Genomic DNA, 19,717 nt, shown 5'->3' with positions numbered 1-19,717 from the left:
ATCGATAGTTGATACAGCTATTGAGTTGATCTTTTCTTTTTGAGAGTATTGAAACATATATAATGTTTCATTTTAAATTCTAACTCTAAGATCGTTTTAATAAATAATTTTTTAAGTATGAACCTGATGTGACTCAGGGAAGCGAAGCTGTATCTAGTTGACAATCAATCTAAAAACGTTTTTTCAATTAAAACTATGAGAACACTTTTAAAAACAGGATGGTATGTGCTCTATGTTAGATCACGTCAAGAAAATACAGTAGGAAAAAGATTGAAAGAAAAAGGTTTGGAGTCTTTTGTTCCTATGATTGAAACCTTAAGAAAATGGAGTGATAGAAAAAAAATAATTTCAGTCCCTCTTTTTTCTTCTTATGTGTTCGTGAGGATTAATAATAACAGAGATCTTCATGATGCAATGTCCGTGGAGGGTGCTTGTTCATTTATTACTTGTGGTAAAGAGTATTCTTTAGCTACAGATCAAGAAATAGAACAAATAAAATTTTTGATCAATTCTAAAGATGTCCAAAATATACAAACAGATAATAGACGGCTTTTAGTAGGTGAAATGCGAATGATAGAAAAAGGGTCATTATCAGGTTTAGAGTGCGAAATTATCAATATTAATAACGAAAATAAGATTATCGTAAGACTGAGTTCTATCAATCAGAGCATAACCGCAACGCTACCATCTTATTATCTATCTAAAATACCAAGTGCAGTATAATGAAGAATAATGTATCAAATATTCAGAAATATATCTGGTTAGATCAGGTATTGTCTCCAAATTCTCCAAAACATAATATTGGAGGATATGTTATCATTAATGGTAAAGTTAATCCTAAGCAATTTATTAATGCTATGGATATTTTATTAAAGGAAAATGATATTTTTTCTTTTGTTTTTGAAGAGAATCATGGTATGCCCATATTTTATAACCTAAATTCGGAAACCATTAAAAAGGTAGAGTATCTAGAAATTGAGAATATGGATGAGGTAATAGATAAAATCCAATATGATTTTTCCATTCCATTTAATCTTAATAACGAAGAGCAACTTTTTAAAATGTGGTTGATTAAAGTTTCTTCTGATAGATACGTATGGTACTCTAAACTACATCACATCATTTCCGATGGATTTTCTTTTCAGTTACTTTTTAATGAAGTAAATAGAATTTATGAAAAATTAGATTCTAAAGAAGGTTATTTACAAGAAGATATTGAAACAAATACAACTTCTTATCATGACTTTATAATTTCAGAATCATCGTATAGAAAATCAAAAAGGTTTTCTGAAGATAGAAATTTTTGGAATCAAAGATATAATGAAACACCATCATTTGTTTATTCGGGACAAAATGACCAACAAGGGCATTGTAGTATAGAGTTTTCGCTTTCTGAGAAAGAAAGTATTCATTTCTGGAATATTATTAAAGAAAATAAATTGAGTGTATTTCATTTGTTTCTTGGGTGTTTTTCTATCATTCTTTCAAAATATTATTATAAGGATGAGATTAATTTAGGAATGCCGATTCTTAACAGAAAAAATAGACAGGAGAAAAGAACTTTAGGACCATTTATAAGTTTATTGCCTCTTAAGCTAAAGGTATTGCCAGAAACGACATTTTTTGACTTTATAACATATATCAAAAAAGAATTGTTTGCTTGTTATAGACACCAAAGTTTCCAACAAGCTGATATTTTAAAGGATTTACCTAAAGAAATTAACAAATTGTATGACGTAAGATTATCTTATGAAAAGATGCAATATGAAAGTGAATTTTCAGGAAATAGCGCTTCGGTACATCCTTTATCAAATAGTAGTGAGGATGATCCGATATCTATTCATGTCTTTGAATATGAAAAAGGTCATTTAAAATTCAGATTTGATATTAATGAAAAATATGTTCCAAAGTCAGAGGTAGAACAACTCATAAAATCATTTAAATATGTTTTAACTCATTTAGAAAGTCTATTATCTCAATCTATAGATAAAATTAATATCGCAAATGAGGAACAACTTAAAGAAGTTCAAGAAATTTCTAATGGACTTAATATTCAAAGAGCTAATGAAACATTTCTAGATCTATGGAATAGAAAATTAAGTAGCTATAATCAATTTATAGCCGTTACACATGCTCACAAAAATTTAACATATACTGATCTCGACAAACAAGCAAATAATATAGCAGGTTTTCTTCAGAATAATGGTGTTTGTAAAGGAGATAGAATAGGAGTTATGTTGTCTCGATCAGAAAAAAGTATCGTATCAATTTTAGGGGTACTTAAAGCGGGTGGAGTGTATGTTCCGATAGATAATAATTATCCCGATGAGAGAAAAGAATTTATCTATAATGATAGTAATATAAAACTTGTTTTAGTGGATTCTTTTTCACAATCGATGAACGCAAAAAATGAATATAATATTGATGAAATTCTAGAAGGACAAAAAGACAATGAAATAACAAATTTATCCATTACAAAAGATGATGTTGCCTATATTATTTATACATCAGGGTCTACAGGAAATCCAAAAGGAGTGGTTATAAGTCACGAATCACTATACGATTACATCATTACATTTAAAAATTATTTCAAACTCACGAATAATGATAAAGTATTACAACAAGCTTCTCCTTCATTTGATACCTCTGTTGAAGAAATATTTCCCATACTGGCAGTAGGAGGTAATTTAGTTATTGCAAATGACACTAAGGATTTTCATAAGTTATTTCAAGAATGTGAGCAGTACAAAATTTCAATACTTAGTACAAATCCTTTTGTTTTACAGTATTTAAATGAAAATGTGTCGAACTACGACCATAATTTTAGAGTTTTGATTAGTGGTGGAGATACTTTAAAGTTTCAGCATGTAAACAACCTAATTAGTAAATATGAAGTATATAATACCTATGGTCCAACAGAAAGTACAGTCTGTGCAACATACCATCAGGTAGAAAACAAAAATGGAGTTATTCCCATAGGAAAACCAATTCCAAATCGAGGGGTGTATGTGTTGGATAATCAGAACATGTTGCCTAAGGGAGCCATTGGTGAAATAGGACTTTCGGGAGTGGGATTAGCCATTGAATATTTGAATCAAAAAGATTTAACAGAAAACGCATTTATCAAGATAGATGGAGATAGAATATATAAAACGGGAGATCTTGGAAAATGGGATAATAATAACAATTTGATCTTTTATGGAAGAAAAGATAAACAATTAAGTTATAAAGGATATCGGATAGAAGTTGAGGAAATAGAAAGTGCAATACAAAAGGCTAACATATACATTATTGATAGTTATGTATGTATCGATGAAGTTGATAAAATGCCAATTTTAATTGCCTATTTGGTAGCAAATGAATCATTTGTAAAGATCTCTTCACTCGCAATAAAACTCAAGGAATATCTTCCTGCTTATATGATACCTACACATTTTGTAGTAATCGATGCCATGCCTTTATTGCCAAATGGAAAAATTGACATTAAAAATCTACCACAGCCAAAGGTGTCAGATATAAAAGATGTTGTAGAGTTACCGACAACAGAAGAAGAGAAAGAGATCGCTGCTATTTGGAAAGAACTTTTAAACCTTGATCAAGTTGATGTAAACGTAAGTTTTTTTGAATTAGGAGGGCATTCGTTGTTAGCAAATCAATTTATTAGTAATATTAGAAATACAAGAGGGATAGAGTTATCTTTAAATGATTTCTATAAATCTCCCACAATTAAAGAATTAGGTCTACTGGTTCCTTCTTTAAAGAAAAATACAATCCAGAAAATAATTACTCCAGATCAGGAGTTTTATCCATTATCCTACTCACAAGATAGGCTTTGGTTTTTAAATCAGCTAGATAATTCAAATACTTCATATAATGTATCTAGAGCAATAAAATTAAAAGGAGAGGTCGATGTCTATGTCTTAGAAAAAACGTTTACCAAGCTAATTGAAAAACATGAAATATTAAGAACCATTTTTGTAAATATAGAAGGAGAACCTTATCAAAAAATTCTCTCTCCGTATGATTTCATTATTCCAGTTACGAATTATAAAGGTTTAACTAATAAAGAGATTGACAAAGAAATACAAAAAAGTTTAGAAAAAGTAGGAAAGGTATCTTTTGAAATTGAGAAAGGTCCTCTTTTTAGAGTAGAGCTACTTAAATTCTCACCAAAGGAGAGCGTGCTTATTTTTTGCGAACATCATCTAATATTGGATGGATGGACACAAGGAATATTGTTTAGAGATTTTGTTGATATTTATAATGAACTGAAAAAAAATCCAGACTACAATATTAAGAAACCAGAACTTAGTTTTAAGGATTATGCTTATTGGGAAAAATCTAATTTAAATGATGAAGTACTTAATAACCGGTTGGATTATTGGGAAGAAAAGCTACAAGGCGTTTCTAGTGAATTACCAATTTTGTTAGACCGTCCTAGACCGAAAAAGGCGACGCAAAAAGGTCAAGTTATAGAACATATATTCACCTTAGAGTTTTCTGAAAAATTACGACAATTTTCAGAAAGTCAAAGTGTTTCTCTATTTATAACAATGATTACAGCGTTCAAAATTGTTTTAAGCAAATACAGTAATCAAAATGATATATGCGTAGGTACTGCTGTAGCAAACAGGCACTATAAAGAATTTGAAGAAGTCTTGGGGATGATCGTAAATACGATCGCTCTCAGAACAATTTTTGATGATAAACAAGACTTGGTATCAATTTTAAATCAAGTTAAAGATACTTGTTTGGACGCATATGCATATGAAAATACACCTTTTGGGAAAGTAGTAGAAAGACTAAAACCTAAAAGGAGTCTAAATCTTCAGCCGTTATTTCAACATATGTTTAGTTTTGTGAACGTTCCTGTGAAGAATATGTCTTTGTTAGATGCTGAGATTGAGATAATAAAGGGGCATAATGAATTTTCCAAGTTTGATATTAGTGTTGTTGTTAATACGGTATATGAACAAGCGGATTTTGTTACTACCAATAATATAGATAGAAGGATTTCGATCGAATGGGATTATAATTCTGATATTTTTGATCATACAACTATGCAGCGAATGCTGTCGATGTACTTAAATGTTCTTTCAGAACTTGTTACCAATCCAACAAAATCATTAAAATCTTTGAATTATTTGTCAGAAGCTGAAAAAAATGTTCTCCTTTATGATTTTAATGCAACCACAGTAGCGTATCCAATGGATAAGACGATTGTAGACTTGTTTAAGGATCAGGTAGCGATTAGTCCAAATGCTACGGCTTTGGTTTATGAAGGCAATGAGTTTAGTTATCGTGAATTGGATGAGTTATCGAATCAATTAGCACATTATTTAATAGAGGAGTACGGCGTTGGATTAGAGGATTTAGTAGGAGTAAAATTAGAGAGAACAGAATGGTTGGTTGTTTCCTTGTTAGGAGTCTTAAAGAGTGGAGCTGCTTATGTGCCTATAGATCCGAGTTATCCAGAACAACGTATTTCCTACATAGAAAAGGATAGTAATTGTAGAGTTACTATAGACAATGACATTATAGATTCATTTAGGGAAGAAAAGACACTTCCAGTTACAGATTTGGATGTAGGATTATCATCATCAAATTTGGCCTATGTGATTTACACATCTGGATCTACTGGTAAACCTAAAGGAGTAATGATCGAGCATAAAAGTTTGGTGAATTTATGTTCTTGGCATATAGGTTATTATGGCTTGGATGCTACCAGTCGTGGGACCTTATATGCAGGAGTAGGTTTTGATGCTTCGGTATGGGAGGTTTATCCATATTTACTATCCGGAGGTAGTTTGTATCCTATTTCAAGACAGGAGATTCGCTATAACATTTCGAATCTAGTTTCTTTTATACAAGAACATAATATTACACATTGTTATTTGCCAACCAAAGTTTGCGAAGGTTTGTACCGTGAAGGCTATAGTTTAGAAGGAGTTAAGATTTTAACGGGAGGAGAGGCTTTACAGCTGCCGAATACGGATCGTAAAGGTTTAGATATTTACAATAATTATGGTCCTTCAGAGAATACGGTTGTTACTGCGAGTTTTAATTTAGAGCATCGTAATTCGGATATCCTTCCTATTGGATCTCCAATTTCTAACACTCAGATTTATATATTATCAGAGGATTTAGAGTTACAGCCTGTAGGAGTAGTTGGGGAGTTATGTATTTCTGGATCTGGATTGTCTAGGGGTTATTTGAATAATGAAGAGTTAACAAGCGAAAAGTTTATAATTCATCCTTTTGTTGAAGGTGAGCGTATGTATAAGACAGGAGATTTGGCCAGATGGTTACCAGATGGTACTATAGAGTTTTTAGGTCGTAAGGATGATCAAGTAAAGATCCGAGGTTATCGTATAGAGTTAGGGGAAATCGAGCATGTTTTACAGTCTCAGGATGGTATTGTTCAGAGTATTGTTATTGTTGATAGTATAGAAGGAGATGATGTTTTAGTCAGTTATATGATTTTAGATGGCGAATTGGATAAGCAATCGCTACGGGCTTCTTTAATGGAGGATTTACCGGATTACATGATTCCTAGTTACTACGTAACATTAGATGAGATTCCATTAACTGCAAATGGCAAGGTTGATAAGAAGGCTTTACCAAAGGTTGATTCTAAGGATTTGATTCAGCAGAAATATGTAGCTGCAGAGACATCCCTTGAAAAAGATTTAGTATCGATTTGGCAAGAAGTTTTGGGAATAGATAATCTAGGAGTAACAGATAACTTTTTTGAGTTAGGTGGTCATAGTTTAAAGGTTACTTTATTGGTTAATAAGATAAAGCGAGAGCTAAGTTATGAGATTCAGGTTCAGGATGTTTTTAATAGTCCAACGATTCGAGGTTTGGTATCCGTGATTTCAGGTTTAGATCAAATTCATTCGGTTGATATTCCAAAAGCGTTAGAAAGATCGAGTTATCCTTTGACTTCATCCCAGCGTAGGATTTGGGTATTGAGTCAATTTGAAGAGGGTAGTAAGGCATATAATATACCAACCATTTTAGAGATAGATGGAGATTTGGATGAGGATAAGTTTGGTCAAGCTTTTACTTATTTACTGGATCGTCATGAGAGTTTACGTACGGTTTTTAGAGTAGATGATTGTGGAGAGGTAGGTCAATATATAGTAGATACCGCTTCATTATCTTTTGAGATTGATTATCACGATATGTGCGCTTATGATTTAGGATCTATTGAGGTTTGTAATATTCTTTCCGATAGTTATAATTATCGTTTTGATTTAGGAGTTGGTCCATTGATCCACGTAGGTTTGATAAAATTAGCATCAGATCGTCATCTGTTGGCACTTACGATGCACCATATCATTAGTGACGGTTGGTCTATGGAGGTTTTGCACAGAGAGCTCATCACAGTTTACAATAATTTGTTATTGGAAGAGGAAATTAAGTTACCAGAATTGTCGATTCAATATAAGGATTATGCAGTATGGCAAAATAGAGCAACTTCAGAAGAGGGTATGCTGTCTTCACAGAAGTATTGGTTAGAAAATTTTAAGGGTAATCTACCTGTATTAGAGTTACCTATTAGTAAATCTCGACCTAATATTAAGACATATCAGGGGGATTCTTATAGTTATGGATTTTCAAAGGATTTGAGTTTAGGTCTAGAGCGTTTTTCAGAGCAATACGGAGCAAGTTTGTTTATGGTATTGATGGCGGGTGTTAATGGCTTGTTGTCGAGATACACGGATAGTGGGGATATTATTTTGGGTACTCCAATAGCGGGCAGAAGCCACCCTGATTTAGAGCATCAAGTAGGATTGTATTTGAATACGTTGGCGATTCGTACACTTTTTGATACATCTGTAAGTTTTGATAAGTTATTAGATATACAAAAGCAAACGTTGTTATCAGCCTATTCTCATCAGGATTATCCATTTGATCTTTTGGTAGATGAACTAGGATTACATCATGATACAAGTCGCTCAGCTTTATTTGATGTGATGGTTGTGTTACAGAACCAACAAGGGTTATTCAATGATTCGACAACGCATTTAGGGGGATTAGAGGTTACTACTTATAAAGGATCGACCAGAAAGGTAAGTCAGTTTGATATGAGTTTTATTTTTTTTGAAGGCTCAGATGGCTTAGGTTTAACTTTAGAATACAACACAGATTTGTATGATCGTTCAGTAATAGAGCGTTTTGTGTTACATTTAGAAAACTTCCTTTTAGGTTGCTTGGAACATCCTACTCAGAACATTACCACTATAGATTTCATAGATAAGAAGGAAAGACAGCGGTTGTTATGTGATTTTAATATGACCTCTGATACTTATATTAAAGATGACACAATAGTAGACCTATTTAGGGATCAAGTACAAAGAACCCCAGAAGCTGTGGCTTTGGTTTATGGAGAAAAGAAGCTTAGTTATAGCGAATTAGATCAGTTGTCGAATCAATTGGCACATTATTTAATACGAGAATATCATGTTGGTGTCGAGGATTTAGTAGGAGTTAAGTTAGAAAGAAATGAGTGGTTGGTGATTTCACTTCTTGCCGTTTTAAAGACTGGAGGAGCTTATGTCCCTATAGATCCTACATATCCTAAACAACGTATAGCATATATAGAAAAGGATAGTGATTGCAGTGTTACAATTGATAAAGATATTATCGGATTATTCAAAGAAGAAAAAGAACTTCCAGTTACACCTCCGAAAGTAGGGTTGTCCTCATCCAATTTAGCATATGTGATCTATACATCAGGATCTACAGGTAAACCTAAGGGAGTAATGATAGAACATAGGAATGCAGTAGCATTATTAAATTGGTCTATTGATGAATTTATGGACACAGATTTTGATGTTTTGTACGCGGTTACGTCACATTGTTTTGATTTATCAGTTTATGAGATATTTTATCCTTTGAGCATAGGGAAAAGAATTAGACTATTAGAGAATGGTTTATCTATAGGAGATCATTTGGTTAATGATGATAAGGTGTTACTTAATACAGTACCTTCTGTAGCCCAAACTTTGATGGATAAGAAGGTATCTTTTGAAAATGTGGTTGGGATCAATTTAGCGGGAGAACCTTTTCCATTAGTTATTGCAGATTATTTTAAGGATTCTGGTATCGTAGTTCGTAATTTATATGGTCCTTCTGAAGACACAACATATAGTACTATTCAAAAAGTAGAAGGGTCATACAAGAGCTCAGTTCCAATTGGTAAACCATTAGCAAATACTCAGGTCTATATATTATCCGATGGTCTAGAGTTACAACCTATAGGAGTAGTTGGGGAGTTATGTATTTCGGGAGCAGGATTATCCAGAGGGTATTTGAATAAAGAAACATTAACAAATGAGAAGTTTATAACGAATCCATTTAAGCAAGAAGAGCGAATGTATAAGACGGGCGATTTGGCTAGATGGTTATCGGATGGTAGTATTGAGTTTTTAGGTCGCAAAGATGACCAAGTAAAAATCCGCGGATACCGTATAGAGTTAGGCGAGATTTCTCATGTTATCCAATCTCAAGAAGGTATAGTAAATAGTATTGTTATCGTTGACCGTTTAGAAGGTGAGGATGTTTTGGTTAGTTATATAGTTACCGAAGGAGTTGTAGATACCTCACAGTTATGCGCTAGTTTAAAGGATAGGTTACCAGATTATATGGTTCCTAGCTATTATGTTGAGTTAGATGCGATTCCGTTAACTCCTAACGGTAAAGTAGATAAGAATAATTTACCAGGAGTTAATGCGAACGATGTCATAAAACGAGAATACGTTGCCCCTAATAATCCAATTGAAGAACAACTCGTAAATATCTGGCAAGATACTTTAGGTGTAGATAAGATTGGAGTTACAAATAACTTTTTTGAATTAGGCGGACATAGTTTAAAAGCAACCGTTTTAATCAACAAAATAAATGCGGTTTTTTCGACAAATTTTTCGATTCAGGACCTGTACGAAACTCAAAATATACAAGGGGTTGCTACAAAGATAAAATTCATCACTTTTCAAAATCAACTAGAATCAAATACAATTGATGATTTGGATGAAGTTATCCTCTAACTTTCTTCATTTTAGACACTAGAACACTTCAATATTTTAATTATAAATCATTCTCTTGGCTTCATCGTTAAAGAGCAGGTTTATAGTATCTAACTAGAAAAAAATATACCGTGATAGAGAATTTATTAAATAATCTTCAGTCTTTAAACATAGGGATAAAAGTAGAAGACGGAAATCTTAAAATTAATGCTCCAAAAGGAGTGTTAACAAAAGATATTGTTGATGATATTAAAGTAAACAAGGATCAACTAATTACATTATTGTCTTCATCGGCAGGAATACCAAAAGCCGAAAAGAAAGAGTATTATCCACTTACTCCTTCTCAACAACGTTTATGGGTGCTAAGTCAAATGGATAATGGTAACACTGCTTACAATATCTTTGGTGCTTACGAGCTTCATGGCATATTGGATGAAAACAGATTATCCGTTGCCTTTAACTCCATTGTAAAAAGACATGAAAGTTTACGAACTATATTTAAAGAAAATGAATACGGAGATTTAGGTCAATATATAGTTCCTATTGAAAAATGTTCTGAGGTTTTAAAATTTTCTAAGATCAAGTCTAATTCAGATCAGGATCAACTAATTCATCTTATTAATAAGAAAAAGAATTACAATTTTGATTTGGAAAAGGGACCATTGTTTGTGGGTGAAATCTTAAAAATTTCCTCGACTCGACATGTTTTGATGTTCAACATGCATCATATTATTGGTGATGGTTGGTCTATGGAGGTGTTAAGCAAAGAATTCATGCTTATCTATAATGGCCTTGAAGATAATCCAACATTTTCTTTACCAGAATTATCCATTCAATATAAGGACTATACAGAATGGTTATTACAAGAGAATCAACAGGAAAAAGTAGAAAAGTCAGAGGCTTACTGGCTAGATAAATTTAATGGAGATTTACCTATTCTTGAAATACCTTTTAGTAGAGTTAGACCAAAAATTAAAACTTTTAACGGCTCAGGTTTTGAATATACTTTTTCATCAGAACTTACCTCAAAACTTAATTCATACGCTCAAAAGAATGAAGCTACCTTGTTTATGGTTTTAATGGCTGGTATTAACGGGTTATTTTCAAGATATACAAATAATAAAGATTTTATTTTAGGAACTCCTGTAGCAGGGAGAGAACATCAAGATTTAGAAAATCAGGTCGGATTATATTTAAATACTTTGGCAATTCGTACAGAGGTTAAGGAATCAACATCTTTTTTTGAGTTATTAGAAATTCAAAAAGCAACTTTATTAGAAGCATATTCTAACCAAAGCTATCACTTTGATTCGTTATTAGACAAACTTAACTTACAGCGAGATACGAGTAGATCTGCATTGTTTGATGTAATGGTAGTGTTGCAAAATCAACAACAGTTGCATGCTTCAGAAGATATAACTTTAAACAATATTAAGTTGTTTCCTTTCAGGGGGATACAAAATTCTCATAGTAAGTTTGATATTAGTTTTCTTTTTACAGAAAGGAATGATGAACTTCATTTAGAACTAGAATATAATACAGACCTTTATGATGAGGAAATTATAGAACGTCTGGTTTTACATTTAGCAAACTTCTTAGGATGTTGTCTTAATAATCCTAACAAAAGGATTACTACCATAGATTATCTAAATGTAGAAGAAAAACGACAATTATTGCATGATTTTAATGCCACTACTAAGGATTATCCAGTAGAAAAGACAATTGTTGATTTGTTTGTGGATCAGGTAAAAACAACTCCGGAAGCTACGGCTTTGATTTATGAAGACAACGAGTTTAGTTATCGGGAATTGGATGAGTTATCTAATCAATTAGCACTTTATTTAATACAAAAACATAATGTTGGTACAGAAGATTTAATAGGAATAAAATTAGAGAGGAATGAATGGTTGGTGATTTCATTGTTGGCAGTTTTAAAAAGTGGAGCTGCCTATGTACCCATAGATCCAAGTTACCCTAAACAGCGTATTGAGTATATTGAAAAGGACAGTAACTGCAAAGTCATTATAGACTCAGATTTATTGGTTTCTTTTAAGAAGGAAGAGAAGTTTTTTAGTACACTTCCTAATATTCATATTTCAGCTTCTAATCTGGCTTACATAATTTATACCTCTGGTTCGACAGGTAATCCGAAAGGAGTGATGATTGAGCATAGAAATGCAGTAGCCATGTTGTCTTGGTCAATACGAGAGTTTGGTAATACTGATTTTGATGTTCTTTACGCAGTCACTTCACACTGTTTTGATTTATCAGTTTACGAAATATTTTATCCATTAAGCGTAGGGAGAAAGATAAGGCTTTTAAATAATGGTCTATCTATTAGAGATCACTTGGTCAAGGATGAAAAGGTATTACTCAATACTGTGCCCTCTGTTGCCCAAGCTTTAATTGATAAGAAAGTGTCTTTTAAAAATGTTGTAGGAATCAATTTAGCAGGAGAGCCATTTCCATTATTTATTGCAGATTATTTTAAAGATTCAGGTATTGAGGTACGTAATTTATATGGTCCTTCTGAAGACACAACGTATAGTACATATCAAGAAGTAGAAGGATCATACAAGAGTTCTGTTCCTATAGGTAAGCCTTTGGATAATACTCAGATTTATATATTATCAGAAGGTTTAGAGTTACAGCCAGTAGGAGTTGTAGGGGAATTATGTATTTCAGGATCTGGATTATCGAGAGGGTATTTACACAAAAAAGAATTAACAAATGAGAAGTTTATAGCTCATCCTTTTAAAGAAGGAAAGCGCATGTATAAGACAGGGGATTTAGCGAGATGGTTGCCAGATGGGAATATTGAGTTTTTCGGGCGTAAGGACGATCAGGTTAAATTGAGAGGTTATCGCATTGAGTTAGGCGAGATTGAATATGTTTTGCAGTCGCAGAAAGGTATTGTTCAAAATGTTGTTTTGGTAGATCATATAGAAGGTAGCGATGTTTTGGTGAGTTATTTGGTAGTAGAGGGGCAATTGGATAAGCAGTCGTTACGAGCTTCTTTACTGGAGGAGTTACCGGATTATATGATTCCTAGTTATTATGTAGAACTAAAAGAAATTCCATTAACTCCCAATGGTAAGGTTGATAAGAAGGCTTTGCCAAGAGTTGAGTCAAAGGATTTGATTCAGCAGGAATATGTAGCTGCAGAGACATCTCTTGAAAAAGATTTGGTATCCATTTGGAAAGAAGTTTTAGGTATAGATAGGATTGGAGTAACAGACAACTTTTTTGAATTAGGAGGTCATAGTTTAAAAGTTACTTTGTTGGTTAATAAGATCAAACGAGTGTTGGGTTATGAGCTTCAGGTTCAGGATATTTTTAATAATCCAACAATTCAAAGTTTGGTATCTGTGATTTCTGGCGTAAATCGAATTCATTCAATTGACATCCCAAAAACGTTAGAAAAGGCGAGTTATCCTTTAACCTCATCGCAACGTAGGATTTGGGTTTTGAGTCAGTTTGAAGAAGGTAGTAAGGCCTATAACATTCCTGGAGCTTTTGAGTTAAAAGGCTTTTTGGATATAGCAAAGTTTAGATCAGCCTTTGCTTATTTAATAAAACGCCATGAGAGTTTACGAACAATTTTCAAAGTGGATGATAAAGGAGAAGTAGGGCAATATATAGTTGATACGACTTCGTTAGATTTTGAGATTGATTATTATGATGATAACAACTTAGATTCAGATAAAGGTAAACTTGTTGATCTTGTAGAATCCGTATACAATTACTGTTTTGATCTAGCAGTAGCTCCATTAGTGCGTTTAGGGTTGATTAAGGTAGCCAATCATAATCATTTGTTAGTATTTAATTTACACCATATCATAAGTGATGGCTGGTCGATAGAGGTTTTAATCAGGGAATTGTTTAGTACGTATAATGCGTTATTACAAGATAAATCAATAGATCTTCCTAGTTTGTCGATTCAATATAAAGATTATGCAGTTTGGCAACATAAAGAGGCTTCAAAAGAAGGAATAATGATCTCTCAGCAGTACTGGTTGGATCGTTTTAGTAGTAATGTACCAGTATTGGAGTTACCCATTAGCAAACCTCGACCAAAGGTTAAGAGTTATCATGGAGATTCATTGAAGTATACTTTTTCAAAGGATTTAAGTAAAGGTTTGCAACATTTTTCAGATCAATATGGAGCAAGTTTGTTTATGGTATTGATGGCTGGAGTTAATGGCTTGTTTTCAAGATACACGAATACCGGAGATATTATTTTGGGGACTCCTATAGCAGGTAGAAATCATTCTGATTTAGAACATCAAGTAGGATTGTATTTAAATACATTGGCAATTCGCACAGAGTTTGATCCTTCAGCGAGTTTTGAGAAGTTGTTGGAATTACAAAAGCAGACCTTATTAGATGGTTATTCTCATCAAGACTATCCCTTTGATAATTTAATTGAACAGCTTGATATACACCATGAAACAAGTCGATCGGCTTTGTTTGATGTTATGGTAGTGTTACAGAATCAACAGGGTTTATTCACTGATTCCACCACTTATTTTGAGGGATTAGAGGTAACTCCATACAAGGAATTGTCCAGAAAAGTAAGTCAATTCGATATGAGTTTTATTTTCTCGCATAACTCAGAAACGTTGGAGTTAACTCTAGAATATAATACGGATATATATAATTTTTCTGATATAGAACGCCTAGTTTTTCATTTGATAAACTTTTTAGAGCGTAGTTTGGTTAGCCCTCAAAAAAGAATTACCGATATAGATTATCTAGATGATCAAGAAAAGCGGGAGTTATTGCATGATTTCAATACCACCGTAGAGGATTATCCATTAGATAATACAATTATCGATTTATTTAGAAGACAAGTAGCGAAAACTCCTGAGGCTACGGCTTTGGTTTATGAAGACAAGGAGCTTACATATCGTGAATTAGATAAGTTATCGAATCAATTAGCACATTATTTAATAGAGGAGTATAGTATTGACAGCGAAGATTTAGTAGGAATAAAATTAGAGAGAAATGATTGTTTTGTGATTTCATTGTTAGCAGCTTTAAAGAGTGGAGCTGCTTATGTGCCAATAGATCCGAGTTACCCAGATCAACGTATTGCTTACATTGAAAAGGATAGTAATTGTAAAGTTACTATAGACTCGGATTTATTTGTTTCTTTTAGAGAAGGACAGGATTTTCCTGTTACACTTCCTATAATTGATCTATCACCTAACGATTTAGCTTATGTGATTTATACCTCTGGATCTACAGGTAAACCTAAGGGAGTGATGATTGAGCATAGAAGTTTAGTGAATTTATGTTTTTGGCATATAGATTATTATGGTTTGGATGCTACTAGTCGTGGGACCTTGTATGCAGGAGTAGGTTTTGATGCTTCAGTATGGGAGGTGTATCCATATTTACTATCAGGAGGTAGTTTGTATCCTATTTCAAGACAAGAGGTTCGCTATGATGTTTCAAATCTAGTTTCTTTTATTCGAGATCATAAGATTACACATTGTTATTTACCAACAAAGGTTTGTGAAGGTTTGTACCACGAAGGCTATAGATTAGAAGGAGTTAAGATTTTAACAGGAGGAGAGGCTCTAAATTTACCTCATACAGATGATGAAGGATTAACGATTTACAATAATTATGGGCCTTCAGAGAATACGGTTGTTACTACAAGTTTTGACCTAAGATATCGCACATCAGAGAGGCTTCCTATCGGTTTTCCTATTTCCAATACTCAGATTTATATCATATCAGAAGATGCATTACTACAACCAGTAGGAGTTGTAGGAGAATTATGTATTTCAGGAGCGGGATTGTCTAGAGGATATTTACATAGAGAAGCATTAACAAATGAGAAGTTTATAGCTCATCCTTTTATAGAAGGAGAGCGTATGTATAAGACCGGTGATTTAGCTAGGTGGTTACCGGATGGTAGCATTGAGTTTCTAGGACGCAAGGACGATCAAGTAAAGATTCGAGGGTATCGAATAGAGTTAGGCGAGATAGAGCATGTCTTACAATCTCAGGATGGTATTGTTCAGAGTGTTGTTTTGATGGATCATATAGAAGGCAGTGATGTTTTGGTAAGTTATTTGGTTGTTGATGGAGAGTTAGATAAGCAGTCGCTACGTGCATCTTTGATGAAGGAGTTACCGAATTATATGATTCCTAGCTATTATGTAGAGTTGGAATCGATACCATTAACGCCCAATGGCAAGGTTGATAAGAAAGCTTTACCAGTTGTTGATTCTAAAGATTTAGTTCATCGAGAGTATGTAGAGGCAACCACCCAGATAGAAAAACAACTAGTTGAGATTTGGCAAGAAGTTTTAGGAGTAGATAAGATTGGTGTAACGGATAACTTTTTTGAGTTAGGGGGACATAGTCTAAAGGTTACATTGTTAGTTAATAAGATCAAGCGAGAGCTAAGCTATGAGATTCAGGTTCAGGATGTTTTTAATTGTCCAACGATTCGAGGATTGATATCGGTTATTTCGGGCTTAGACCAAATTAATTCAGTTGATATTCCGCAAGTGTTAGAACAATCGAGTTATCCTTTAACCCCATCTCAGCGTAGGATTTGGGTTTTGAGTCAGTTTAAAGAAGGTAGTAAGGCATATAACATTCCCGGAGTCTTCGAATTACAAGGTGATTTAAATGTAGAAATATTATCAAAAGCAATAAAAGTTGTAATAAACAGGCATGAAATCTTAAGAACAATATTCATAAAAGAATCAGCGGAAGAAGTTAAACAGCAAATTATTCCAACAGAAAATGTGAGTTTTAATTTAGAGGTAAAGAATATTAATAACAATGTCTTTTTAAAAGATGTAATAGATGAAACTTTATCATATAGTTTTGATTTAAGTCAAGCTCCACTATTAAGGTGCACTGTGATTAAATTGGCTCCTTTACATAACCTTTTACTATTTAATATGCACCATATTATCGGAGATGGATGGTCCATGGAGGTTTTAAATAAAGAAGTTGTTACCTCTTATAATAGTTTGATTTCAGGTCATGATATTCAATTACCAGAGCTGCCAATACAATATAAAGACTATGTGGGATGGTTGTTTAATTCATTTGAACAAAACGTATTTAAAAAACAAGAAGAATATTGGTTGTCAAAATTTAAAGGAGATTTGCCCGTATTAGATTTACCTACTTATAAAGGTAGACCAAGAATCAAAACTTATAACGGAAACAAAATAAGTTACAAATTCTCGTCACGCTTTAATAAGAAGATAAGAAAATTTCAAGAGTCCAGTAAAGCTACTTTATTTATGGGTTTAATGGCAGGTTTGAATGGTCTGCTTTCTAGATATACTGGAAGTAATGATATAATCTTGGGTACACCTGTGGCAGGTAGAAGTCATACCGATTTAGAAAATCAAGTTGGATTATATCTCAATACACTTGCTATTCGTACACAGTTTAATATAGAGGATGATTTTAATACATTACTTTCAAATCAGAAAAAACTTTTATTAGAAGCATATTCAAATCAAGATTATCCATTAGATTCATTAATAGATAACCTTAATTTAAAGAGAGATACAAGTCGTTCGGCATTATTTGATGTATTGGTAGTATTTCAAAATCAACAAGAAATGTTTAATTCTGAAAAATTAGAGTTAGATGGCATCGAATTGACACGATATGAAGAGAATTATAGGAATGTAAGTCAGTTTGACCTAAGTTTTGTGTTTTTAGAAGTTGATGAGTGTTTAGAATTGAATTTAGAGTATAACACAGATATCTATGATGAAGATTTTATAAGTTCAATCCCGGTTCATTTAGAATTGTTTTTATCAGAGGTAATCGAAGATCCAAGCAAGAAAATTTCTGAAATACAATATTTACCAACCAATGAAATTGATAAATTATTAAACAAGAGTAATAATCAGGAAAAGGTTTACTCTGAAGAAAAAACTCTAGTAGACTTATTTTTGGATAGGGTCAGGGAGATGCCAGAAGAAACTGCAGTCTTGTTTAAGGATAAAAGCCTTACATATAAAGAACTTAATGATTTGTCAAATAAGTTTGCTCATTTTTTAATAGCAAATTATGATATAAAAAATGAAGACCTGATTGGTGTAAGCTTAGAGCGTAACGAATGGCTCATCATAGCATTGTTCGCTGTATTAAAAACAGGAGTAGGTTATGTGCCAATAGATCCAAATTATCCTCAAGAAAGAATTGATTATATAGAAGAGGATAGTAAATGCAAGAAGATAATAGATCAGAAGACTATTGATCTTTTTAAAGAAAAAGAATATTCTGCAACACTTCCTGAAGTAGAGATTTTATCTTCAAATTTAGCTTATATTATCTATACCTCAGGAACAACGGGTAAACCCAAAGGGGTAATGATCGAACATGGTAATGTGACGAGCTTATTAGGATCCTGTAATGAACATTATAGTTTTTCTGAGAAGGATACATGGAGTCTTTTTCATTCTTATTGTTTTGATTTTTCTGTTTGGGAAATTTTTGGATGTTTGCTAAGTGGAGGTCGTTTATTGATTACTACAGAGTATGATGCTCGTAATCCCGTTTCTCTTTCGAAACTTATGCGGGATAATAATGTTACCGTATTTAGTCAAACTCCATCGTCATTTTATAACCTTATTGATTCTGGACTTAATATACCTTCACTTAAGTATGTAATTTTTGGTGGAGAATCATTAAATCCGAATAAAATAAAAGGTTGGAGTGATGAAAACCCTAATGTGGATTTAATTAATATGTATGGAATTACGGAAACTACTGTACACGTAACTTTTAAAAAAATCACCAACAATACCCTTGATAAAGCAACTAGTAATATTGGTCAACCTTTATCATTTGCTAAGTGCTATGTTCTTGATAACCAGCAACGGTTAGTTCCATACGGTATGCCAGGGGAATTATATGTTTCAGGAAGTGGTCTTGCTCGAGGATATTTAAATCGTTCCGGATTAACTAATGAACGATTTATTGAAAATCCTTTCGTAGAAAATACAAAAATGTATAGAACAGGAGATCTGGTGAGATATTTACCCAATGGAGAGCTAGAATACTTGGGGAGATCAGATAATCAAGTAAAAATAAGAGGACACAGAATCGAATTAGGTGAAATAGAAAATCAATTACAAACAAATGAATGTATCAAAGAAGCTATAGTGCTTGTTAAAGATAATAACGAAATTAAGGAGGATAAAGAATTAGTCGCTTATATTGTTTTTGAGGAAGAACAAAATGCCTCAATTCTTAGGAAATATTTATCTAATCGATTACCGGAATATATGCTTCCTTCATATTTCGTAAAAATTGAAGAACTACCATTGACAGCTAATGGAAAAGTCGATAAAAAAGTATTAGCTACTACTAAAGAATTAAAACTTTCTAGTGGAATAGAATATATAGCTCCAAGAACAAAAATTGAAGAAAGACTTACTCAAATTTGGCAAGAGGTGTTGGACTTGGAAAAAGTCGGAGTTACAGACAATTTTTTTGAGCTAGGCGGACACAGCCTAAAGGCTACTAAATTACTATCTACAGTTCATAATGAATACGACGTATCGATAGACATTCAGCAAATTTTTACAAACCCTACGATTGAATATCTGGCAATGAATATTGAGAATTCTCAATGGATGCTGGAGTCCGAGTATAATCAACAGACTAAGAAAATTATCATTTAA

3 protein-coding genes are annotated in these 19,717 nt (G+C 32.9%); all 3 read left to right on the top strand.

What is annotated here, in order from left to right:
* Nucleotides 1-195 precede the first annotated feature (195 nt).
* The 3 genes from ABD077_RS00030 to ABD077_RS00020 all read left to right on the top strand — a co-directional run bounded on the left by ABD077_RS00030 (nt 196) and on the right by ABD077_RS00020 (nt 19,717).
* Nucleotides 196-723, top strand: a complete 528-nt coding sequence (locus ABD077_RS00030; RefSeq protein WP_343909272.1) for a UpxY family transcription antiterminator — start codon at nt 196-198, stop codon at nt 721-723.
* Nucleotides 723-10,055, top strand: coding sequence for an amino acid adenylation domain-containing protein (locus ABD077_RS00025; protein WP_343909270.1), 9,333 nt, complete (start codon nt 723-725; stop codon nt 10,053-10,055). The genes ABD077_RS00030 and ABD077_RS00025 overlap by 1 nt, the downstream gene beginning before the upstream one ends.
* A 110-nt stretch (nt 10,056-10,165) precedes the next feature.
* Nucleotides 10,166-19,717: an amino acid adenylation domain-containing protein gene (locus ABD077_RS00020; protein WP_343909268.1), complete on the top strand. Its 9,552-nt coding sequence runs from the start codon at nt 10,166-10,168 to the stop codon at nt 19,715-19,717.

The sequence above is a fragment of the Aquimarina litoralis genome (genome assembly GCF_039523995.1).
Taxonomy (GTDB): Bacteria; Bacteroidota; Bacteroidia; order Flavobacteriales; family Flavobacteriaceae; genus Aquimarina; species Aquimarina litoralis.
Note: the sequence above shows the minus strand (reverse complement) of the source record. Positions and strands in the feature narration are given on the sequence as shown.